Below are 21,239 nucleotides of genomic sequence, written 5' to 3' on the forward strand. Positions count from 1 at the left end.
AGCCATGGACATCTCAGGCTTTGCAGACGGCTTCGACAGCGTGACGGACGCGGCCCTGGAATGGCTGGGGGATCACGGCGAGGTCGTCTTCGACCTTGCCCGCAAGGTGCTGGAGGGCCTCTACGACGGCATCCTGTGGGCGATTTCGCTCCCACCCTTCTACGTGGTCGCGATCATTGTCGCCGTCGCCGGGGCGCGGCTCGTCAATATCTGGTTCGGGGCCCTGGCTGGGCTCGCACTCGCCTTCTGCGCGATCATGGGATTGTGGCCGCAGACCGTCGGCACCCTGTCGCTGGTCGTGACCGCGACGGTGCTCGCCCTTGCCGTCGGCATACCGGGCGGCGTGGTCGCCGGCTTTGTCCCGGCCATCGACCGGCTTCTCGAGCCGATTCTCGATCTGGTCCAGACCCTGCCGCCCTACATCTATCTGCTCCCGGCCATCGGCCTGCTCGGATATGGGCCGGCGACGGCGCTGGTCGCGACCATCATCGTTGCCCTGCCGCCGGCCCTGCGCCTCACGTCTCTCGGCATTCGCATGACGCCGCTGGAGTTCATCGAGCTCGGCAAGGCGACCGGCATGACGACGTGGCAGATGTTCTGGAAGATCCGTCTGCCCTTTGCCATGCCGAGCATCATGGCCGGCATCAACCAGAGCCTGATGATGGCCTTCGGCATGGTGGTCATCGCCGGCATCGTCGGCTCGGGCGGCCTCGGCGAGACCATCTACGGCGCGATCCGCACGCTCGACATCGCCAAGTCGATCGATGCGGCCATCGCCATCGTCATCCTCACCATGGTGCTCGACCGCCTGACGCAAAGCGCCGTCCGCCTGAACGCCGGAGGCAGGACATGAACCCCGTCCAGTTCTCGCCGGGCACCTACCTGGCGCCGGTGGTCGACTGGCTCAACGCCAGCCTGCACCCGCTGTTCATGGCCATCAGCGCCCTGATCGAAGCCGTTCTGGGCGGCATCGAAACGGCGCTGCTCTTCCCACCGCCCCTCGTGCTGATCGCCGTCGTGGTGGCGCTGGCCTTCGTTCTGGCGAATGTCGGGGTGGCGATCCTCGCGGCCCTTGCCTTGGGGTTCTGCCTCGTCGCCAACCTCTGGACGGCCTCGATGCAGACGATCGCGCTGGTCTCGGTCTCGGTCGCCATCTCGGTGCTGATCGCATTTCCGCTCGGCATCCTGGCGTCGCGCTTCAAGGGCGTCGAAGCGGCCGTGCGGCCATTTCTGGACATGATGCAGACCGTGCCGCCCTGGGTCTACCTGATCCCGGCTGTGATCTTCTTCAGCCTCGGCAGGGTGCCGGCGGTGATCGCGACCATCGTCTATGGCGTTCCGCCGATGCTGCGCCTGACGACCCTCGCCTTGAGCCAGGTCCCGAAGGAGTTCCTGGAGCTCGGCCAGGCGATCGGCGCGCCGCCGCGCTCCATCCTGGTCAAGATCGAGCTCCCCTTGGCCAAGCCGACGCTGCTCGTCGGCCTCAACCAGTGCATCCTGCTGTCGCTCGCCATGGTCGTGCTGGCCGGCATGGTCGGGGCGGGCGGCCTCGGCGCCGAGGTCACGAGAGGCCTGACGCGCATGGAGATGGGGCTCGGCCTTCGCGCCGGCCTCGCCATCGTCGCCGTGGCCTTGCTGTTCGACCGCCTGACCCGCGGGGCGCTGCAGCGCGGCCAGACGGCGCCCCGGACCTGATATCCGCATCAAACTCGAGGTCTGCCTCATGAGACGCAGTTTCTTCTGCATCGATGCCCACACCTGCGGAAATCCCGTTCGCCTCGTGGCGGGCGGTGGGCCGCTCCTGCCCCATTTGCCCATCGCGGAGCGGCGCAAGGTCTTCGTGCGCGACCATGACTGGATCCGGCGGGCGCTGATGTTCGAACCGCGCGGGCACGACATCATGTCCGGCGGCATCATCTACCCCGCCTATCGCGACGACTGCGATTTCGCCGTGCTGTTCATCGAGGTGAGCGGCTGCCTGCCGATGTGCGGCGCCGGAACGATCGGCATCGTGACTGCTGCGATCGAGGCAGGGCTGGTCGAGCCGCGCGTGCCGGGACGGCTGGCCATCGAGACGCCGGCGGGGCGCGTCGACATCACCTATGAAAAGCCGGGCGACTTCGTCGAAACCGTGCGCATGTTCAACGTGGCGAGCTATCTCCACGCCGCCGATGTCACCGTCGACGTTCCCGGCATGGGGCGACTGGTCGTCGATATCGCCTATGGCGGCAACTTCTATGCGGTGGTCGAACCGCAGGAGACCTGGCCCGGGCTGGACGATATCAGGGCGGAGGAGATCGTCGGCGCCAGCCAACGGCTTCGCGATGCTCTCGCGCCCATCTGCGATCCCGTGCATCCCGAGGACGAAGGGATCCGCGGCGTGCACCATGTGATCTGGTGCGACCGCCCTCGCAGCAACGTGGCGGATGGCCGTTGCGCCGTCTTCTATGGCGACAAGGCCATCGACCGTTCGCCGGGCGGGACCGGCACGTCCGCGCGGATGGCACAGCTGCACGGCAAGGGCCGGTTGAAGATCGGCGATGTCTACAGGGCGGAGAGCCTGATCGGGACGATCTTCGAAGGCCGCGTCGACGAGCCCGTCAGCGTCGGGCCCCATGGCGGCATCAGGCCGAGCATCACAGCCTGGGCCAGGGTGACCGGCCACAACACCATCTTCGTCGACGACCGGGATCCCCTTGCCCACGGTTTTCAACTGGCATGACCGCTGAAGGCAGCACCGGGCATCCGGCGTCGGTCCGTGCAGAGGCGATAGCTCAGGCGCGCGCCAGGAACGCGAGCACGCGGCTGGTGAGCAGCGCGGTCGCCTCAGCGTCGTAGGACGGCAGCGAGTCGTCGGCGAAGTAGTGCCGGTCGCCGGGATAGAGGAAGAGTGCCGCGTCCTTGGCCGTTGCCACGATGTCGCGGGCCGCGTCGATGTCGCCCTCGCCGACGAAGATCGGATCCGCGTCCATGCCGTGGATCTGGACGGGGACACCGTCCGGCCACGGGCCGATGGCCCATTCGCCGCGGATCGGCAGGCAGGAATGGAACAGCAGCGCGCCACGGGCGCCGGGCCGCGTCTGGGCGAGCTTCTGCGCCGGCAGGACGCCGAAGGAGAAGCCGGCATAGACCAGGCCGGCGGGCAGGTCGTCGGCGCAGCGGACGCCGCGCTCGCTCAGCTCTTCGAATCCGATCGTCTCGATATGGGCGAGGCCTTCCGCGATGCTGGCGAAGGTGCGTCCCTCGAACAGATCCGGCGTGTGCACGGCGTGGCCGCCGGCTCGCAGGTCGTCGGCGAAGGCGCGCACGCCCGATGTCAGACCCTGGGCATGGTGGAACAGCAGGACCTCGGCCATGGACAGCCTCCGGATCGGACGGTCGGATGCGGGCTCCACCACTCTACCCCATCATGGCGCGGCGAGTCGCCGGTGGCCCGCTCGATCACCAGCGCTCAGGCCGCGTCGGCTTCGCGGCTGGCGGCTTCGATGAGGCAGGCGATAGTGTCGAGCATGGCCGGACTTGCCATGGGCTCGCCCCCTGGCGGACGTCGGGCCTTCTGATAGAATCGCGCCCATGTCGCGCCCCATCCGCTGCCTGCCGCGGCCCCGGCCAACGATCGCCGGCCTCAGTCGTCGGGCCTTGCTCGCCACCATGGGAAGCGTCTTGATCTCACCGGCCTCATTGGCGCAGGACAGCGCCGCCGCAGGCAAAGGCGGCGATTTCGAGGAGCGCATGCAACGCATCGTCAACGGCCTGCGGCCTGCCGTCGTCATTGCCGGCGAAGCCCCGAAGAAGCTCGCGGATCGGATGAAGGAGCTGCAGGTTCCCGGCGTCAGCATCGCGGTGTTGCATGACGGCGCCATCGAGGCCCGCGGCTTCGGGTCCGTCGGCATCGATGGTCCGCCGGTGCGGCCGGAGACATTGTTCCAGGCTGGCTCGATCAGCAAGCCGGTCTCGGCGGTCGCCGCGCTTGCATTGGCCCAAGCCGGAAAACTCGATCTCGACAGTGACGTCGACCTCCTTCTCAAGAGCTGGAAGGTCCCTGCCAATCCCTACACCGACAAATCCAAGGTCACGCTCAGGCGGTTGTTGGATCATTCGGCCGGCATAACCGTGCATGGATTTCCGGGATATGCGGCCGGCGAGGCCGTCCCCTCTCTCGTCGAGGTTCTCAACGGCGCGCCGCCCGCGAACACCGCTCCGATCGTCGTCGGCCACGAGCCGGGGACGCGGTTCCAGTATTCGGGCGGCGGCTACACCATCATGCAGCAAGTGCTGATCGACGTGACCGGCAAGCCGTTTCCGGACCTGGTTGCAGAGCTTGTCCTCAAGCCGTTCGGGATGACCCACAGCAGCTTCCTGCAGCCGCTGCCGAAAGAGGAGGCGCAATCGGCAGCAACGCCCTACCGGGCGAATGGCGCGCCGGTGCCCGGCGGTGCGCATATCTATCCCGAGCTCGCCGCCGCGGGATTGTGGACGACACCGACGGACCTCGCGCGCTTTGCCCTGGCCCTGCTCGACGCCTGGGCCGGCCGGAACACGTCCGTCCTGTCCCAGGCGACGGCCATCCAGATGCTGACGCCCGGTTTCGGTGATTACGGGCTGGGTCTTGTCGTCCGCGGGGCTTCGCCGGATCGACGATTTCTCCACGATGGCGTCAATGACGGATTCGTGAGCTCGATGGTCGCGTTCGAGAATGGCGACGGCGCCGTCGTCATGACGAACGGCGCACGCGGCTGGGAACTGGCGGGCGAGATCATGCGCAGCATCGCCGTCGAGTATGGCTGGTCGGCCGGTCAGCCCAGGACGCGGCAGCGGATCGCGGTCGATCCGCACGTGCTGGACAGGTTGGTCGGGACTTATGAACTGTCGCCCCAAGTCCTGATCCACGTCTCCAGGGAGGAAGGCCACCTGTTTGCCCAGGCAACGGGCCAGGATCGGTTCGAGGTTTTCCCCGAGAGCGACCGCGATTTCTTCTACAGGGTCGTCGATGCCGTCCTGACATTCGATGTCGAGAACTCGGTCAGCGCGACGCAGGTGACCCTTCACCAGAATGGTGCGGATCACATTGCAAAGCGCGTTCAATAGGGAACAATCCGGGTCTTTACCGTGTCTGTTCACATGTCTCTTGTGGGCACCGGGGCGGCCATCTCGTCATGGCGGACATTGGTCAAGCCGTCAGCCTGCCAGGCGCTTTGCGATTTGCCGGACTTGGCAAGACTCGCAAAGATGCGTCGAAACCAAGGAGTGAGAGCAAACGCGCTTATGCATGAACGCGTTTTGCTCCAATGGCGAAAGTCTGACACTCGGGTCCCGCAGAAATGTCCGGAATCGACCCTTGAGCGACGATCGTAAGTCGGCCGCCGAAAGTCCGAGCGCGAACCTCGCCGACCGCGCCGCGCGGGACTCCGGCAACAACAGCAATCGAGCCGTCCATCAGGCCGCGTCGCTGATCTGCCCGACAGGGCCAAGGGCTCAGTAGATATGCTCCAGCTGGAGGCGGAGCAGGCTGACGGACAGGTCCCAGGTCTCGTCCGCCCCGACCGTCGTCTCCACGCTCTGCGCGGGGCTGCCGACGATCTCGACCACGATCTTGTACTTCCCGGGCGGCAGATCGATCGTCCGGAGCTCGCGGGCTGTCTCGCGCGGCCAGGCCGCGATCTTGACCGTCTGTTCGTTGACGGAGAAGACCGCATCCCCGTGGGAGGCGTTGCTGAACTCCACCTTCGCCTGGCCCTGCTTCGGCGCCAAGCCGTCCTTCTCCGCCTCGGCGCGGTCGAGGGCGACGAGCGACACGCTGGTCCCGCCGTCCTGGGCGGCGAGCTTGAGCATCGCCGGGCCCTTGGGTGAAACGAAAGCGATCGTCGCCGCTTCCGCGCTGACCACTGCGCCCGGCTGCTCCTTCCAACTGCGCTTATCGAGCTCGCGGCGATAGAAGGCGAGGACCGAAGCGACGTCGGCGGGGACGCTGGTGTAGAGGTCGCGGCGGTACGGCCCCGCACTGGAATCGTACGCCGCGTGGTTCGCCGGCATGGGCAGATCGCTCATGCTGACCTCCTCGGCCTCGAGCTGTGTCGGCGCGGCGGAAGCCGCGTTCTCAGCCGCGGGCTTTGCTGCCGTGTCGGCGACATGCAGCAGGCGGCTGGCGTCGACCGTCCCGGCGCTCGCCACTGCGGCCCAAACGCTGGCCAGGATGACAAGGCCGAGACCCGCGATCGGCGCGGCAAGTTCGTTTCGCATGAGACAGACTCCCGTGAGGGCGGGGTTCGGGGCGGGCCAAGGACGTTCGAGAGCGCAGGCGATAGGACTATCAGGAATTTCGCGCGCGGGTTGGGCATATTGGGAAGCATGGAGATCCCCCATGGCCCGACGCAGAGAGCCTGTTATCCCCGATGCGATTCTCGACCAGCTTTTGGCCGGCGTCGACGCCAAGGCCCGAAGCTCTCGGCGGCGCGGGATCAAGACCCCGCTGCGCACCTGATCGGAGCCGGGCGTGGCTCAGGCCGCGTCGGCCTGCCCGCTCGAGGCTTCGATGATGCCGGCGATGGCGTCGAGCATGGCCGTGTCGTCGCCGGCCATGGCGTCCATCGAGGCCATGCGGGCGATGACGGTGGCGGCGATGGTCTCCTCCACCGTGGCCTCGGCATAGGTGTAGTAGATCACCGCCCGCTGGCCGTCGCGATGGCAGCGGCCTTCGATCTGCGCCAGCTGGATGGCGCTGTGGCGCATGTCGTGCACCACCAGCGAGCGCTCCCGGTCCCCGCCGGGCAGCTCGCCCCGGTGCAGCGAGATCGATTCCGTCACGGTGAAGACCACGGCGTCGAGCCGTCCGGTCTGGAAGGCGATGCGGGTCTCCTCGTTGGCCTCGCCCGTCCGCTCGCCGTTGATCTCGCCGACGGTCCAGCCCTTGCCCCGCAGCGCCTCCGCCAGCATGGCGCTGGTCTCCAGGAAGGCGACGGAGAGGGCGACCTGCTGGCCGTTGGCCAGCAGGTCGTCGGCGAAGTCGGCCGTGCCGGCGATGCGGATCAGGCTGGCCTTCTGCCGGAAGCGCAGGTCCGCGGCCCAGCCGGTGGGGCGGCGGGTGCTGCCGCCGGCGAGGCCCAGCTCGCGCCGGAACTCGCGCCAGGTCGCTTCGTAGAGGCGGCGGCTGGCGGCATCGAGCGCGGTCGGCGCCAGCTCGCGCTGCACCTCGGGCCAGCCGGCGATCTCCTCCGGCCGGCGGCGCAGGCCGATGGCGCGGGCGCCCTTGTAGAGCAGGTCCGACATGACCGTGCGGTCGCGCTCGTTCGGCTCCCAGCCCCAGTTCTTCCAGCGCCCCTTGGCCCGTCCGATCCTGAGGCGCTTCATCAGCACGCGGAACTCGTCGAGGTCGCCGCCCTCGCCGCCGGTGGCGAAGGCCAGGAGCCTGCCGAGATAGGACAATTCGTGCGGCGACTGGCCGGCGGTCGCGCTCATATAGATGGTGAAACCCGCCGCCGCGGCCATCTGCCGGCAGACCAGGCCCTGCTGGGAGGCCGGGTTGCGGATGCGGTGGCTCTCGTCGATCACCACGATCGGCCAGGTCCGCTTCGGCCGGCCGTGGCGGGCCAGCTCGTTGTTCTTGGCCCGCACCGAGCGCCTCGTGCTGACGGCCGGCGGGGCCAGCAGGGACTTGGTCCGTTCATAGTTGAGGATCGTCACCGCCTTGCCGGTGCGCGGCGAGCCGGCGATCGTCCGCCGCCATTGCGGGATGGCGCCCTTGGGGCAGATGACCAGGACCTCGGTCTCGGGCATGGCGGCGACCGCCAGCCAGGCCGACAGGGTCTTGCCGAGGCCGGTGAGGTCGCCGAGCAGGAAGCCGGGGCGGCCCTCGGCCCGGGCGCGCAGCATGGCGTCGCGCGCCGCCGCCTGGTGCGGGCGCGGGACGAAGACGGGAGCATCGACAGGAGCGGAGCGGGGCATCGGCGCAACCCAGCACGAATGGGCCGAGTCCGTCGAGCCCGCATGCCGTCAATCCGGCTCGGTCGGAATCCCGCCGGCGATCCCGGGACGGAGCGTGCGCAGGGTGATGGAATAGCGGTGCGCGTCGACGGGCGGGATGCTGTGCTCCCATTCGTTCCGGGCCGGGCCCGTCATGACGTAGAGCGATCGGGGCTCGGCGACGATGGTCCGGCGCTGCCACGTATCGCCCTCCTGCCGGCGCAGGCGGAAGCTGCAGGGCGCGCACAGCGAGACGCCGGCGACCGCCTCGAAATGCGGCTTGTCGCGATGCCAGCCGATGCCGGCGCCGGGCCGGTACTCGTTGATCAGCACCTGGACGAAATCCGTCGCCGGCAGGCCGGCGACCGCGGCCGCCCTGTCCCGCAGCCCATGCAGGAACGGCGGGATTCCGGCGGCCTCGACCAGCCGGCGGCGCTCATAGTCGTAGCGGTAGCCGAAGCCGACGACGCGGCGATTGGCGAGGTGGCCCTGAAAGTCGAACGGCGCGAAGGGCAGGGATTGCAGCCGGCCGACCAGCTCGGCCTCCTCGTCCGCGCCGATGAAGGCGGGCCGGTAGAGGAATCCCTGCGGCAGCGCGGGCGCGGCGCCGAAGAGATCGGCCTGGGATTCGGGCTGCGTCGCCTGCGGTCGGGAACGGGACATCCGCCAGAGATAGTGCGGCGCCCGGCGGCGGCAAAGCGGGGGCGCGGCGGGCGGCGGGTCCTTCGTGCCGGAACTTTCGCCGTCGCCGCCGGTTGCAAGGCAAGGCAACGAGGGCGCAGGGATGACTTTCCTTCAGATCATGGCCATGCGCGAGGACACCGCCACCGCCCTGGCGATTGGCGAGCGCTGGAGCGGGCAGGCGGGGTTGCCATGATCGGCGACGCGCTGTTCCGCAACCGGCGCGAGGCCGGCCGGCGCCTCGCCGAGGCGCTCGCCCATCTCGGCGGCGAGGACCCGCTGGTGCTGGCGCTGCCGCGGGGCGGAGTGCCCGTCGGCTTCGAGGTGGCGACGGCGCTCGCGGCGCCGCTCGACGTCTTGCTGGTGCGCAAGATCGGCATGCCCGGCCACGAGGAGCTGGCGATCGGCGCGGTGGTCGAGGGCGCCGACCCGCAGCTCGTGCTCAACGAGGCGCTGATCGAGTTCGCCCGGCTGCCGCCGGGCTATGTCGAGGAGGCGCAGGAGCGCCAGCTCGCCGAGATCGAGCGCCGCCGGCGCCTCTACCAGGGCACGGAGCCGGCCCTGCCGGTCCTGGGGCGGACGGTGATCGTCGTCGACGACGGCATCGCCACCGGCGCCACGGTCAAGGCGGCCCTGCGCGGCATCCGGCTGGGCCGGCCGCGCCGCCTCGTCCTCGCCGTGCCGCTGGCGCCGCAGGACACGCTCGAAGCGCTGGCCGGCGAATGCGACGAGATCGCCTGCCTCGCCAGCCCCGAGCCCTTCCATGCCGTCGGCCTCCACTACGAGGATTTCGGCCAGACCGGGGATGCCGAGGTCGTCCGCCTGCTCCGGCAGGCGCGCGCGGCCCGGCCGGGCAGCCGGGCGGCCGGAGCCCCCCTGGCCGCGGACGCGCGCCGGACGTAGGATGATCGTCCGGCCGCAGCAGGATGGGACACGCGCCTCTTGTGGAAGCAATTCGTCGCCGAGCGGGAGGATCAGCCGGGACCGGCATGGCTCGCCCGCTTCCGCGCCGGGCGGGAGGAGGCGGAGCGCTGGTATCGCGGGCGGGGGCCGGCGGATCGGCCGACCGCAGCCGAGTGCCGGACGGCCCTGCGGCGGCACATGCCTGAGCTCCTGCCGCACTACGACCGCGTCTGCGCCCTGGTCGGCGACGACGAGCTCGCCCACCGCATCCTGAGCCAGTATCGCCCGGCTCCCGTGGCTCACGGCTGCAGCCAGGCGATCTGGCTCGGCGGGGACGGTCCGGCGCTCGTGCGCAACTACGACTATCCGCTGGACATCGTCTCGGACCGTTTCGAGCTGACCGCCTGGTCGGGACGCCGGGTGATCGGCAAGGCGCAGCGCCCCTGGGGCGGCCTGCTCGACGGCATGAACGAAGACGGGCTCGTCGCCAGCCTGGCCCATGGCGGAGGGCGGGCGCAGGGCCTCGGATTCTCCATCATCCTGATGCTGCGCTGCGTGCTGGAGACCTGCAGCCGCGTGGCCGAAGCCGTCGAGATGCTGAAGACGATCCCGGTCGCCCAATCGCAGAACGTGGTGCTGCTGGACCGGACGGGCGGCCATGCCATCCTGTTCCTGGGCCCCGACCGCGTGCCGGCGGTGTCCGAGGCCCTGGCCTGCACGAACCATCAGGAGGAGGCGCTTGCGCGATCCGGCTCGGTCGTGCGGCAGCAGGCCCTGCTCGACGGGCTTGCGGCTCCCGGCGCCAGCCTGGCGGACCTGGTGCGCCGGTTCCTGGAGCCGCCCGTGCATGTGCGGCAGGGCGGTGCCGCGACCGTCTACTCCGCAGTCTATCGGCCGGCGGCGGGTCGCGTCGACTATATCTGGCCAGGCAAGATCTGGGGCCAGAGCTTCGCCCGGTTCGAGGAGGGAGCCTATCGGCACGACTATGGCGAGGCGCAGGGATGAATGATCAAAGATCAGATATTGGAGATCGGAGATCGCCGCCGGCTCCGCCATGACGCCGCTGCATGCGAGATGCCCGCGCCCAGCAGGAGACTTCGTCGGCTCTGTCATCGAACTCTGGGCTTTCCCGGCGTAGCATGCGCCACGGGCGCGGCTCGTGCGGCGCCCGTCCGAAGGTGGAGATCCGTGCATGACCCAATCCCCGCAACTGGCCGCCCTGTTCCCGCGGGCCGAGGATGTCCCGGCCGAGCATCGCCTGCCTGCCGAGATCCATCAGGACGTGGTCCTGGTGAACGGGCAGCTGAAGCCGTGGAACGGACCGCGCCAGGCGGTGGTCTCGCCGATCCACCTGCGCGGGCCCGACGGCGCGCTGACGCCGGTTGAGATCGGCAGCGTGCCGCAGGGCGGCATCGCCGAGGCGCAGGAGGCGCTCGAGGCCGCGGTGGCGGCCTATGACAGCGGCCGCGGCGCCTGGCCGACCATGCCGGTGGTCGAGCGCATCGCCTGCATGAAGAGCTTCGTGGCGCAGATGGTGGCGCGCCGGCGCGAGATCGTCGAATTGATCATGTGGGAGATCGCCAAGACGCTGCCGGACTCGGAGAAGGAGTTCGACCGCACCGTCGAGTATATCCGCGCCAGCATCGACGCGCTGCGCGACCTCGACAACGACAATTCGCGCTTCCGCGTGGTCGAGGGCACCATCGGCCAGATCCGGCGCACGCCGCTCGGCGTGGTGCTGTGCATGGGGCCGTACAACTACCCGCTCAACGAGACCTTCGCCACGCTGATCCCGGCGCTGATCATGGGCAACACCATGGTGTTCAAGCCGCCGCGCTTCGGCGTGCTCCTGTTCCAGCCGCTGCTGGAAGCCTTCCGCAGCGCCTTCCCGCCGGGCGTGATCAACATGGTCTACGGCAAGGGCTCGGAGATCGTGCCGCACCTCCTGGAATCCGGCAAGGTGACGGCGCTGACCCTGATCGGCTCCAGCAAGGTCGCCGACCATCTCAAGAAGCTGCACCCCAAGGTGAACCGGCTGCGCGCCATCCTCGGCCTCGACGCCAAGAACGCCGCCATCGTGCTGCCCGACGCCGATATCGAGCTCGCCGTGAAGGAGTGCCTGCTCGGCGCGCTCTCCTTCAACGGCCAGCGCTGCACCGCGCTCAAGATGCTGATCGTGCACCGCTCGATCGCCGATCGCTTCCTGGAGCGCTTCGTCGAGGAGCTCGACAAGCTGAAGTTCGGCATGCCCTGGGACAAGGGCGTCAGCATCACGCCGCTGCCCGACCTCGCCAAGACCGCGTACATGACCGAATGCGTCGAGGACGCCAAGGCCAAGGGCGCCCGCGTGGTCAACGCGGGGGGTGGAGAGAGCTCGGCCACCTTCTTCCATCCGGCGGTGGTCTACCCCGTCGCCGAGGGCATGAAGCTCTATCGCGAGGAGCAGTTCGGCCCGATCGTGCCCGTCATGCCGTTCGACGACATCGAGACGGCGCTCGACTACGTCATCACCTCCGACCACGGCCAGCAGGTCTCGATCTTCAGCGCCAGCCCGGAGCTGGTGGGCACGCTGGTCGATCCGCTGGTCAACCAGGTCTGCCGCGTCAACATCAACTGCCAGTGCCAGCGCGGCCCCGACGTGTTCCCCTTCACCGGCCGCAAGGATTCGGCGGAGGGCACGCTGTCGGTGACCGATGCGCTGCGCTCCTTCTCGATCCGCTCGATGATCGCGACTAAGAAGACCGAGAGCAACGAGGCGCTGCTCGACGGCATCGTCCGCGACCGCACCTCGAAGTTCATCCATACCGGCTTCATCTTCTGAGCGGCGAGGCCGGCCTTCGATCCCGCCGCCCGCCTCAGGCGCGGTGGCGGGCGACCTCGGCGGCGGCGATGCGGGCGACGGGGAGGAGCTCGGCTTCATCAGCCCCGTCCAGGGCCTGCACCGAGAGGCCCTGGATGACGGCGCCGAGAAAGCGGGCGAGCGCGGCCGCGTCGGTGTCCCCGCGCAGCTCGCCTTCGGCCACCGCCTTCTCGATCCGCGCGCGGAAGGCCGCGATCGCCCGGGTCCTGAGGGACGAGACGTGCTCGGCGACCGGCTCGTTCTCGGCGGCGCAGGTCAGCACGGCCGTCGACACCATGCAGCCGTGCGGCTGGTCGGGCCGGGTGAAGCGGCGGGCGATCTCCTCCAGCACGCGGGTGAAGGCGACGACCGCGCTCGGCTCCTCCGCCAGCAGCCGGGCGGTGGGAGCGCCGATCCCGGCCTGATACCAGGCGATCGACTCGCGGTAGAGGTCCGCCTTGGACTTGAACGCGGCATAGAGGCTCTGCGGCGTGATGCCGATGGCAGCCGTGAGGTCGGCGATCGACACGCCCTCGTAGCCGCGATCCCAGAAGGCCCGCGCCGCCACCGCCAGCGCCCGGTCGCGGTCGAAGGCGCGGGGGCGGCCGCGCGGCCGCGCCTCATTTTTCACAATGATCACTCTAGAATTATCCTCCGGCATCGGATATTAAGGAGCGGTCACTCATTATATAGGAAGCACGGTGCCATGCCTACATCCCCAGCCCGTTCCCTTGCTCCGGCCGCCGATACGGAGCTTGCCGCCCGTGTTGACGCCGCCGTCGGCCGCGCCCTGGCGGAGAAGCGCATCGTCGGCGCGGTGACGCTGGTCGCCCGCGACGGCGAGATCGTCCATGCCGGCGCCGCCGGGCTCGCCGACCGCGAGAGCGGCACGCCGATGCGCGTGGATACGATCTTCCGCCTGGCTTCGATCACCAAGCCGATCGTGACCGCCGCGGCGATGCGGCTGGTCGAGACGGGTCGGCTCGGCCTCGACGATCCGGTGACGCGCTGGCTGCCGGACTTCCGGCCGCGCCTGGCGGACGGGAGCGAGCCCGTCATCCTTCTGCGCCACCTGCTCACCCACACGGCGGGGCTGAGCTACGGCTTCTTCGAGCCCGAGGGCAGCGCCTATCACAGCCTCGGCATCTCCGACGGGCTCGACCTTCCCGGCTTCGGCCTCGCCGAGAACCTGCGTCGCCTGGCGCAGGCGCCGCTCGCCACGCCGCCCGGCGCGGCCTGGCGCTACTCGCTCGGCCTCGACGTCATCGGCGCCGTGCTCGAAGCCGCCGGGGACAAGAGCCTGCCGCAGCTCGTCGCCGAGCTCGTCACCGGGCCGCTCGGCCTGGCGGACAGCGGCTTTGCCGTCACCGACCCGGCGCGGCTGGCCGCCGCCTATGCCGACGGGGCGCCGGAGCCGGCGCGGATGGCGGACGGCGTTGTGGTGCCGCTCTGGGACGGCGCCGTGCGCTTCGCGCCGGGCCGGGCGTTCGACCCCACCGCCTATCCCTCGGGCGGCGCCGGCATGGTCGGGAGCGCCGGGGACATCCTCGCCTTCCTGGAGACCATCCGCCGGGGCGGCGGATCGATCCTGCGGTCCGGCACGGTGGCCGAGATGATGCGCGACCAGGTCGGGACGCAGGCCGAGACGCAAGGCCCCGGCTGGGGCTTCGGCTTCGGCTGGGCCGTGCTGGACGACCCGGCGGCGGCCGGCACGCCGCAGTCGAAGGGGACGCTGCAATGGGGCGGCGCCTACGGTCACAGCTGGTTCGTCGACCCGGCGCGGCGGCTGAGCGTCGTGGCGCTCACCAACACCGCTTTCGAGGGCATGTCGGGCGCCTATCCCGGCGCGATTCGCGACGCGGTCTACGGCTGAGCATCCTGTCCTCGGCGCCGTTCAGCGTGATCGATACCAACGGTGGACGGCGCCCGGCGCTCTGAATAAGGTCTTAGGATCGGCCGGCGGAACCGGGCCAGCAATCGGAGGACGCGTTTTGACTCTTCGGATCATCGGCGGCGGGCAGGACGAGCGGGACGACCCGATTCACTTCAACAACCTGGCCGCGCTGCATGCGAACCTGGACGAGCCGAGCCTCTACGAGGAGGCGATCCGGCGGCGGGAAGGGCGCATCAGCGAAGGCGGCGCCCTCGTGGTCGAGACCGGCTCCCATACCGGCCGCTCGCCCAAGGACAAGTTCGTGGTGCGCGAGGCCGCGACCGAGAGCACGGTGTGGTGGGACAACAACAACGCCGTGAGCCGCGAGGCGTTCGACCGCCTGCTGGCCGACATGCTTTGGCACGCCACCGGCAAGGAACTGTTCATGCAGGACCTGCGCGGCGGCGCCGATCCGGCCTATGGCATCAATGTCCGCGTCTATACCGAGCTCGCCTGGCACAGCCTGTTCATCCGCAACCTCCTGATCCGGCCCGAGGCGGCCGAGCTGGCCGGCTTCTGGCCGGACCTGACCATCATCGACCTGCCGAGCTTCAAGGCCGACCCGGAGCGGCACGGCTGCCGCTCGGAGACGGTGGTCGCCTGCGACCTCGCCAACGGCATCGTGCTGATCGGCGGCACCGCCTATGCCGGCGAGATGAAGAAGTCGGTGTTCACCATGCTGAACTACCGGCTGCCTGGCCTCGGGGTGATGCCGATGCACTGCTCGGCCAATGCCGGGGCGGAGGGCGGCTCGGCCGTGTTCTTCGGCCTGTCCGGCACGGGCAAGACCACGCTGTCGGCCTCGCCCGACCGCACGCTGATCGGCGACGACGAGCATGGCTGGAGCGGCAACGGCATCTTCAACTTCGAGGGCGGCTGCTACGCCAAGACCATCAGGCTCAAGGCCGAGGAGGAGCCGCTGATCCACGCGGCGACGCAGCGCTTCGGCACGGTGCTGGAGAACGTCGCCATGGGGCGGTCCGGGCGGCACATCGACTTCGACGACGACCGCAAGACCGAGAACACCCGGGCGGCCTATCCCCTGCACTTCATCGCCAACGCCTCGGCCACGGGCCAGGCAGGTCATCCCAAGAACGTGGTGATGCTGACCGCGGATGCCTTCGGCGTGATGCCGCCGATCGCCAGGCTGACGGCGGACCAGGCGATCTACCACTTCCTCTCCGGCTTCACCGCCAAGGTCGCCGGCACCGAGCGCGGCGTCACCGAGCCGCAGCCGACCTTCTCGGCCTGCTTCGGCGCGCCGTTCCTGCCGCGCCATCCCGCGGTCTACGCCACGCTGCTGCGCGACCTGATCCGCCGGCACGAGGTCGACTGCTGGCTGGTCAACACCGGCTGGACCGGCGGGGCCTACGGCGTCGGCCGGCGCATGCCGATCGTCTGGACGCGCACCCTGCTCAACGCCGCCCTCGACGGCTCGCTGGCCCGGGGCGCCTTCCGCACCGACCGCTATTTCGGCTTCAAGGTGCCGACCGATGTTCCCGGCGTGCCCAAGCACGTGCTCGACCCCTTCAAGACGTGGTCGGACAAGGCGGGCTACGACGCCCAGGCCAGGAAGCTGGTCGGCATGTTCGTGCAGAACTTCGCCCGCTTCGAGGGGGCGGTGACGTTCGACGCCGCGGATGCGGTGCTGACGGCGGGGTAGGGCGAAGGACCTGCCTGATGGCTGCTACGCGGGCCCGCAGCCCAGCGGGTGATTGCGAGTTGTTAGGCGTCGTCCGGGGACAACTAAATCGACCGCGACGTCGGCCGCTCCCTTCCCCCTTGCGGGGAAGGGTAAGGGATGGGGGTCCATCAGGATAGGGCGCGGCGTGTGTCGCAGCGTGCCTTTTGCAGGCAGATTCGCCTCATTTTGCACGACCCCGACCCTTTATCCCTCCCCGCAAGGGGGAGGGAAGACGCACGCGTCGCGCCCAGTTCGATACGGGCGCGTCTCGCTCAACCCTCCTGCGTACACCCGGCATTGTTCGCCACCCCCTATCGCCCCTCCGAAGCCTGCAGGATCTGCCGGACCACGGCCCTGGTGCGCAGGTCGTGCTGCAGCATGATCTCGCCGGCCTTGCGGCCGTCGCGCGCGGCGAGGGCCTGCATCAGGAGATCGTGCTCGGCCATGGCCTCGGCCCAGCGGGCCTGGGAAGCCAGGGCGGTGTGACGGCCGCGCCGGGCCTTGAGGATCAGCGCGGCATGGGTGGCCGCCAGGGTGGCGTTCTTGGCGGCGGCGACGATGGCGACGTGGATCTCGTTGTTCAGCTTGAAATAGGCGTGGAGATCGCCGGCCCGGTGATAGCCGGCCATGCGCTCGTGCATGCGCTGCAGCCGGGCGAGGTCGCGGGATGTCAGGCGCTCGGCGGCCAGCTCGCAGGCATGGCGCTCGATCCCGCCGATGACTTCCAGCAGCTCGCCGACCGTCTGGGCCGACAGGGCCGCGACGCGGGCGCCGCGCCCCGGCAGGAGGTCGACCAGCCCTTCCGTCGCCAGGAGCTTGATGGCCTCGCGGACCGGCGTGCGTGACACGTTGAGCGTCTCGGCCAGGTTGAGGTCGTGCAACCTGTCGCCGACGCGAAGATCGCCCTCGATGATCATGTCGCGCAGCCGATCCACCACCGCTTCATGCAGGGGGCGCTGCCGGGCGGCCCGCTTCTCCACGGCCGGCGCTGGGTGCCCGGTTGTCGCAGCCTCGTCCACGTCGTCACCTGTCGCCACGGTTTCAGCCACCCTGCGCAAATCTTGAGCAATTCGAATGGTTTCCGATATTTTTGAATGCAAAAATGTCGGAAAATGAATTCATTAATCCATCAATATCACAAAAATTCCTTTTATATCAATACGATAATTCCGAGGTGAATCTTGGCACGATCGATGCAGGTGCGTTCTGCGTCATCGCAGCCGACGGGGGCGGGATCGCCCGAGAGCAGGCCTCGTCCCGTTCGGCCCAGCGCTTTCGGCAGATCCGCCGCCAGGGCTTCCGCGGCCGGCGGGGCACGACGCAATGCATCCGGGGGCGACGCCCCTGACAGCAGGAGACCGCAATGAAGACGTTCTTCCAGACGATCGCCGCCGGCCTCCTCGGCCTGACGGCGCTGGCCGCGCTCCAGCCCGCGGCGGCGCAGGACAGGTTCGTCCCCGCCGCGCCCGAGGCCGGCGTCGCAATTCCCGCGGCGACGATCAAGTTCGGCATGCGTCCCTATGCCGACAACACATTCTACATCATCGGCATGAAGAAGGGCTGGTTCACCGATGTCGGCATCAGCTTCGATCCGGCGCCCTACGGACTGAAAGCCAATGATTCCAACGTCACGACCCTGCTGCTCAACGGGCAACTCGATCTGATCTCCGAATTCTGCCCGCTGATGCTGCCGACCTACAAGGATGCCGCCAAGCTGAAATGCATCGGCTTCACCGACAATTTCCTCGCCAACGCCATCCTGGCCAATCCCAGGCTCAAGCTGAAGACCTTCAAGGACCATATCGCCGAAGGCATGGGCTTCGAGGCGGCCCTGCAGGCGACCCTTGCGCCGCTGAAGGGCAAGACGCTGGTCGGCGCGCCGCAGCTCAGCGACCGGGCCTTCGAGGACTATCTCAACAAGACCTCCGGCGCCGGGTTCAAGCTGCAGGTTCTCGACGATGCCAAGTCGCTGGTCCTGGCCAAGGCCGGCCGTGAGGACTTCGTCAATCCGGAAGGGGCGCCGATCGTCTACACGCTACGCCAGGCCGGCTGGACCAACCTCGTCGACATCGGCGACCTGATCAAGCACGGCCCCGGCGGCGTCGACTCGCCGATCGAGCCGCTGATCGGCATCGTCGGCCTCGGTGCCAATGCCGACTATGTCAACGCCAACCAGAACACCGTGCTGAGATTCATGTCGGTGGTCTGGCGGATCATCGATGCGACCAAGGCCGATCCGTCCCTCTACGAGCTGCAGGCGCCCTATCTCAATTCCTTCGCCGGAACCAGCCTCGACGGCAAGGGGGTCGAGGCCACCGTCGAGATCCTGCATCCGTTCACGGCGTTCGACGCCAACAAGCAATATTACGACGACAAGACCAGCACGGTTTACTACGCCAATGTCTGGAGCGCGATCATCCGGGATTTCGAAGCGCACGGCATCATCCCGGCCGGCAAGATCACGCCCGACGACGTCGTCTGGGGCGGCCCGATCTGGCGGCAGCTCGTCGACTACCGGACCAGGACCGATGGCCTGATGGCGAAGCTCGCCGGCATGACGCTGGCCCCGGACAAGCAGGCCCTGGCCGGCAAGGCGAAGACGTTCTACGCGGCCTACGACTTCCTGGACGCCTATCGCCTGGCGCTCGCGGCTTCGCAATAGGGCGTCCGGCGGAGGAGCGATCCCATGACATCGGCTGTCCGACCGGAAATGCGGTCCGCACCACGGGCGACGCTCCTCTCCCGCTTGAGGACCGCGCTGGCGGTCCTCGATCCCCTGCGGATCGCCGGCGTGGTGCTGTTCATCGCGGTGTGGCAGATGCTGACGCTCGGCCTGCCGCCGATCATCCTGCCGACGCCGCTGGGCGTGCTGCAGCGCGTCTTCTCCGATTTCCTGTCGGCGCCGGCCCTGTCCTATTACGGGGTCAGCGAGGCCAATCTCTACGGCAACCTGATCTACACCGCCGAGAACGTCGCCATGGCTGTCGCGGTCGGCTCGGTGATCGGCGTTCTCGCCGGGCTGGTGTCGGCCCGCTTCGGCCTGGTCCGCGCCGTCATCGATCCCGTCGTCATGACCGCCGGCACCGTGCCGATCCTCGTCGCCGCGCCCTTTCTGCTGATTTGGTTCGGCGTCGGGCGCGCCAGCGCGGTCTGCCTGGTCATCTTCTATGTCGTGGTCATCCTCTACGTCTGCGCGCAGCGGGCCGCGACCAATCTGGACCCGGTCTACGAGGACAATGCCCGCACGCTCGGCGCGACGCCGCGCCGGATGGTCCGCGACATCCTCATCCCCGCCACCGTCCCCGAGATCCTCGGCGGCCTCAGGATCGCGCTGGCCGGCGCCTGGGGCCTGGAGGCCATCGCCGAGCTGCTCGGCTCGCAATCGGGCATCGGCAAGGTCCTCGAAGTGCTGGCCGGCGCCACCGATCCCCAGGGCATCATGGCGACGCTCCTGGTGCTCGGGCTGACCGCCATCGTCGTCGACGGGCTCGCCGCCTTCGCCATCGCCCGCACCGCCCAGTGGAGCGCTCCGGCGCGCTAGAGGTTCCCCATGCCCAATTCCGCCAAGTCCCGCATGATCGAGCTCGTGCATGTCAGCCGCTCCTTCAGGCGCGCGGACGGCCAGGTGGTGAAGGCCGTCGACGACATCTCGCTTCTCGTCGGCGAGGGCGAGTTCGTCTGCCTCGTCGGCCCGTCCGGCTGCGGCAAGAGCACCTTGCTTCAGATGGTGGCGGGGCTGCTCGACCCCTCGCATGGCCAGATCGCCGTGGCGGGCAAGGAGATCTCGGGGCCGGGCCGCGAGCGCGGCATGGTGTTCCAGAAGGACAGCGTGTTTCCCTGGATGCGCGTCATCGACAATGTCGAATATGGCCTGAGATGCCGGGGGATCCCGGCCGCCCGGCGGCGCGACATCGCCAGGCTCTACCTCGAGCGCGTCGGCCTCGCCCATGTCGAGCGGGCCTGGCCGCGCGAATTGTCCGGCGGCATGCTCAAGCGGGTGGCGATCGCCACGGTGTTCGCCAATGGCGGCAGCGTCCTGCTGCTCGACGAGCCGTTCGGCGCGCTCGACTATGTCACGCGCCACCAGCTGCAATCGGTCCTGCTCGACCTCTGGGACGAAGGCGGCGCGGCGGCGCGGCGCACCGTCCTGTTCGTCACTCATGACGTCGACGAGGCGCTGGCGCTGGCCGACCGCATCCTGGTGTTTCACAGCGGGCGGCAGGTCGACGATCTCTCGGTCACGACAGAGCGGCCGCGCACCACCGACAGCCTGCTGCTGCCGGAGATGGTCGGGATCAAGCACGCTCTGCTGGCCCATCTCGGCCTCGAACGCCGGCCGGCGCCGATGCAGGCGGTCGCCGGCGGGAAGGCCGGATCATGATTGCGACGCCCGGCGCCCGGCGCGATCGCTGGATTTCCGTCCTCGTCTTCCTGGCGCTGGCCGGGCTCTGGCAGATCCTGTCGATGGTCTACACCGCCGAAGCCCAGCCCGGCGAACCGATGGTCGCGGGATGGCAGGTCCTGTTCACCGACACGTTCCTGGCCCTGTCCGACTATTGGCCGGGCGGCTTCGGGGTCCCGGCGGTCGGGGATGGCGCGGAGCGGTCCTATCTCGCCGCGCTGCTGTCGGTCCTGTCGCATTCGATCGACACGATCGGCCGATTGTCGCTCGGCCTGGCGCTCGGCGGGGGCGGCGGCCTGCTCATGGGGCTGGCCATCTCCTGGTCGCGCTGGTCGCGCCGGCTGTTCGACTGGCCGCTGCAATTCCTGCGGACCCTGCCGCTGCTCGCCATGGTGCCGCTGTTCCAGCTCTGGTTCGGGACCTCCTTCTTCGGCGAGGTGCTGTTCGTCGCCTATGGCATCGCGGTCATCGTCTTCGCCGGCACCGTCAACGCCGTGCGCAACGTGCCGCCGATCTATCTCGACAATGCCAGGTCGCTCGGCGCCTCGCGCCTGATGCTCTACCGGACCGTCATCCTGCCGGCGATCTTCCCGGCCCTGCGGTCCACCATCCTGCTCAGCCTCGGCGCCGGATGGAGCGCCGTGCTCGGGGCCGAATATCTCGGAGCCCAGTCGGGGCTCGGCTACATCATCGTCTACGCCCAGCAGTTCGCCTATCTCGACCGCATGTTCTTCGTGGCGCTGCTGTTCATCCTCTACACCTCGATCAGCTATTGGGCGATCAGCAGGCTCTTCGCCCGCCTGCTCGCCTGGGCTCCTCCTTCGCAGCGCCGGTGACC

Annotated in this window: 19 protein-coding genes; 13 read left to right on the forward strand and 6 right to left on the reverse strand. The window is 68.9% G+C overall.

What is annotated here, in order from left to right:
* The first annotated feature begins 4 nt into the window (after window positions 1–4).
* The 3 genes from QO011_RS35990 to QO011_RS36000 are packed head-to-tail and all read left to right on the forward strand — an operon-like array spanning window position 5 to window position 2,722.
* Entirely contained in the window at window positions 5–853 is an 849-nt protein-coding gene (locus QO011_RS35990; RefSeq protein WP_307283396.1) for an ABC transporter permease, read from the forward strand.
* Window positions 850–1,695: an ABC transporter permease gene (locus QO011_RS35995; RefSeq protein WP_307283398.1), complete on the forward strand. Its 846-nt coding sequence runs from the start codon at window positions 850–852 to the stop codon at window positions 1,693–1,695. Before QO011_RS35990 ends, QO011_RS35995 begins: the two co-directional genes overlap by 4 nt.
* Window positions 1,696–1,723: 28 nt before the next feature.
* Window positions 1,724–2,722: a 4-hydroxyproline epimerase gene (locus QO011_RS36000; protein WP_307283400.1), complete on the forward strand. Its 999-nt coding sequence runs from the start codon at window positions 1,724–1,726 to the stop codon at window positions 2,720–2,722.
* Window positions 2,723–2,774: 52 nt separating this feature from the next.
* Here QO011_RS36000 and QO011_RS36005 read toward each other — a convergent pair whose 3' ends face one another.
* Entirely contained in the window at window positions 2,775–3,356 is a 582-nt protein-coding gene (locus QO011_RS36005) for a dienelactone hydrolase family protein (RefSeq protein ID WP_307283402.1), read from the reverse strand.
* A gap of 217 nt (window positions 3,357–3,573) precedes the next feature.
* Here QO011_RS36005 and QO011_RS36010 point away from each other — a divergent pair, with 217 nt between their 5' ends.
* On the forward strand, window positions 3,574–5,088 hold the full coding sequence (locus tag QO011_RS36010) for a serine hydrolase (RefSeq protein WP_307283405.1): 1,515 nt from the start codon (window positions 3,574–3,576) through the stop codon (window positions 5,086–5,088).
* 387 nt (window positions 5,089–5,475) lie between these two features.
* Here QO011_RS36010 and QO011_RS36015 read toward each other — a convergent pair whose 3' ends face one another.
* The 3 genes from QO011_RS36015 to QO011_RS36025 all read right to left on the reverse strand — a co-directional run bounded on the left by QO011_RS36015 (window position 5,476) and on the right by QO011_RS36025 (window position 8,622).
* The gene (locus tag QO011_RS36015) at window positions 5,476–6,240 is read right to left on the reverse strand and encodes a hypothetical protein (protein WP_307283407.1); all 765 of its coding nucleotides are present in this window, start codon (window positions 6,238–6,240) and stop codon (window positions 5,476–5,478) included.
* 258 nt (window positions 6,241–6,498) lie between these two features.
* Complete coding sequence (locus tag QO011_RS36020) at window positions 6,499–7,941, reverse strand: SNF2-related protein (protein ID WP_307283410.1); 1,443 nt, start codon at window positions 7,939–7,941, stop codon at window positions 6,499–6,501.
* A 48-nt stretch (window positions 7,942–7,989) separates the two neighbouring features.
* Window positions 7,990–8,622, reverse strand: a complete 633-nt coding sequence (locus tag QO011_RS36025; RefSeq protein ID WP_307283414.1) for an alpha-ketoglutarate-dependent dioxygenase AlkB — start codon at window positions 8,620–8,622, stop codon at window positions 7,990–7,992.
* Between the two features lie 210 nt (window positions 8,623–8,832).
* Here QO011_RS36025 and QO011_RS36030 point away from each other — a divergent pair, with 210 nt between their 5' ends.
* The 3 genes from QO011_RS36030 (at window position 8,833) to QO011_RS36040 (ending at window position 12,364) form a co-directional block, all read left to right on the forward strand.
* Window positions 8,833–9,543, forward strand: coding sequence for a phosphoribosyltransferase (locus QO011_RS36030; RefSeq protein WP_307283417.1), 711 nt, complete (start codon window positions 8,833–8,835; stop codon window positions 9,541–9,543).
* A 39-nt stretch (window positions 9,544–9,582) separates the two neighbouring features.
* Window positions 9,583–10,548 (forward strand): C45 family autoproteolytic acyltransferase/hydrolase, encoded by a 966-nt coding sequence (locus QO011_RS36035; protein WP_307283421.1) that lies wholly within the window; start codon window positions 9,583–9,585, stop codon window positions 10,546–10,548.
* Window positions 10,549–10,735: 187 nt separating this feature from the next.
* On the forward strand, window positions 10,736–12,364 hold the full coding sequence (locus QO011_RS36040; protein ID WP_307283423.1) for an NADP-dependent glyceraldehyde-3-phosphate dehydrogenase: 1,629 nt from the start codon (window positions 10,736–10,738) through the stop codon (window positions 12,362–12,364).
* Between the two features lie 34 nt (window positions 12,365–12,398).
* Here the strand turns inward: QO011_RS36040 and QO011_RS36045 are convergent, their stop codons facing one another.
* On the reverse strand, window positions 12,399–13,022 hold the full coding sequence (locus QO011_RS36045; protein WP_370882062.1) for a TetR/AcrR family transcriptional regulator: 624 nt from the start codon (window positions 13,020–13,022) through the stop codon (window positions 12,399–12,401).
* A 66-nt stretch (window positions 13,023–13,088) separates the two neighbouring features.
* Here QO011_RS36045 and QO011_RS36050 point away from each other — a divergent pair, with 66 nt between their 5' ends.
* Together QO011_RS36050 and QO011_RS36055 are read left to right on the forward strand one after the other, a co-directional pair.
* Window positions 13,089–14,255, forward strand: coding sequence for a serine hydrolase domain-containing protein (locus QO011_RS36050; protein ID WP_307283430.1), 1,167 nt, complete (start codon window positions 13,089–13,091; stop codon window positions 14,253–14,255).
* A gap of 166 nt (window positions 14,256–14,421) precedes the next feature.
* The gene (locus QO011_RS36055; protein WP_307283708.1) at window positions 14,422–15,978 is read left to right on the forward strand and encodes a phosphoenolpyruvate carboxykinase; all 1,557 of its coding nucleotides are present in this window, start codon (window positions 14,422–14,424) and stop codon (window positions 15,976–15,978) included.
* Between the two features lie 332 nt (window positions 15,979–16,310).
* Here the strand turns inward: QO011_RS36055 and QO011_RS36060 are convergent, their stop codons facing one another.
* Entirely contained in the window at window positions 16,311–17,036 is a 726-nt protein-coding gene (locus tag QO011_RS36060; protein ID WP_307283433.1) for a GntR family transcriptional regulator, read from the reverse strand.
* Between the two features lie 326 nt (window positions 17,037–17,362).
* Between QO011_RS36060 and QO011_RS36065 the strand changes: the two genes are divergently transcribed.
* Genes QO011_RS36065 through QO011_RS36080 form a run of 4 tightly spaced genes read left to right on the forward strand, consistent with a single transcriptional unit; the run spans window position 17,363 to window position 21,237 of the window.
* The gene (locus tag QO011_RS36065; protein ID WP_307283435.1) at window positions 17,363–18,661 is read left to right on the forward strand and encodes an ABC transporter substrate-binding protein; all 1,299 of its coding nucleotides are present in this window, start codon (window positions 17,363–17,365) and stop codon (window positions 18,659–18,661) included.
* A 24-nt stretch (window positions 18,662–18,685) separates the two neighbouring features.
* Entirely contained in the window at window positions 18,686–19,540 is an 855-nt protein-coding gene (locus QO011_RS36070) for an ABC transporter permease (protein WP_307283438.1), read from the forward strand.
* Between the two features lie 9 nt (window positions 19,541–19,549).
* Window positions 19,550–20,380, forward strand: a complete 831-nt coding sequence (locus QO011_RS36075) for an ABC transporter ATP-binding protein (protein ID WP_307283441.1) — start codon at window positions 19,550–19,552, stop codon at window positions 20,378–20,380.
* Window positions 20,377–21,237 (forward strand): ABC transporter permease, encoded by an 861-nt coding sequence (locus QO011_RS36080; RefSeq protein ID WP_307283444.1) that lies wholly within the window; start codon window positions 20,377–20,379, stop codon window positions 21,235–21,237. The genes QO011_RS36075 and QO011_RS36080 overlap by 4 nt, the downstream gene beginning before the upstream one ends.
* The last annotated feature ends 2 nt before the right edge of the window (window positions 21,238–21,239 follow it).

The organism is Labrys wisconsinensis (assembly GCF_030814995.1).
Classification (GTDB): Bacteria; Pseudomonadota; Alphaproteobacteria; order Rhizobiales; family Labraceae; genus Labrys; species Labrys wisconsinensis.

What these genes read in the sequence shown, in the direction of transcription:
- QO011_RS35990 (WP_307283396.1), top strand. Translation starts at nt 5, where the DNA reads ATGGACATCTCAGGCTTTGCAGACGGCTTCGACAGCGTGACGGACGCG.
- QO011_RS35995 (WP_307283398.1), top strand. Translation starts at nt 850, where the DNA reads ATGAACCCCGTCCAGTTCTCGCCGGGCACCTACCTGGCGCCGGTGGTC.
- QO011_RS36000 (WP_307283400.1), top strand. Translation starts at nt 1,724, where the DNA reads ATGAGACGCAGTTTCTTCTGCATCGATGCCCACACCTGCGGAAATCCC.
- QO011_RS36005 (WP_307283402.1), bottom strand. Translation starts at nt 3,356, where the DNA reads ATGGCCGAGGTCCTGCTGTTCCACCATGCCCAGGGTCTGACATCGGGC.
- QO011_RS36010 (WP_307283405.1), top strand. Translation starts at nt 3,574, where the DNA reads ATGTCGCGCCCCATCCGCTGCCTGCCGCGGCCCCGGCCAACGATCGCC.
- QO011_RS36015 (WP_307283407.1), bottom strand. Translation starts at nt 6,240, where the DNA reads ATGCGAAACGAACTTGCCGCGCCGATCGCGGGTCTCGGCCTTGTCATC.
- QO011_RS36020 (WP_307283410.1), bottom strand. Translation starts at nt 7,941, where the DNA reads ATGCCCCGCTCCGCTCCTGTCGATGCTCCCGTCTTCGTCCCGCGCCCG.
- QO011_RS36025 (WP_307283414.1), bottom strand. Translation starts at nt 8,622, where the DNA reads ATGTCCCGTTCCCGACCGCAGGCGACGCAGCCCGAATCCCAGGCCGAT.
- QO011_RS36030 (WP_307283417.1), top strand. Translation starts at nt 8,833, where the DNA reads ATGATCGGCGACGCGCTGTTCCGCAACCGGCGCGAGGCCGGCCGGCGC.
- QO011_RS36040 (WP_307283423.1), top strand. Translation starts at nt 10,736, where the DNA reads ATGACCCAATCCCCGCAACTGGCCGCCCTGTTCCCGCGGGCCGAGGAT.
- QO011_RS36050 (WP_307283430.1), top strand. Translation starts at nt 13,089, where the DNA reads ATGCCTACATCCCCAGCCCGTTCCCTTGCTCCGGCCGCCGATACGGAG.
- QO011_RS36065 (WP_307283435.1), top strand. Translation starts at nt 17,363, where the DNA reads ATGAAGACGTTCTTCCAGACGATCGCCGCCGGCCTCCTCGGCCTGACG.
- QO011_RS36070 (WP_307283438.1), top strand. Translation starts at nt 18,686, where the DNA reads ATGACATCGGCTGTCCGACCGGAAATGCGGTCCGCACCACGGGCGACG.
- QO011_RS36075 (WP_307283441.1), top strand. Translation starts at nt 19,550, where the DNA reads ATGCCCAATTCCGCCAAGTCCCGCATGATCGAGCTCGTGCATGTCAGC.
- QO011_RS36080 (WP_307283444.1), top strand. Translation starts at nt 20,377, where the DNA reads ATGATTGCGACGCCCGGCGCCCGGCGCGATCGCTGGATTTCCGTCCTC.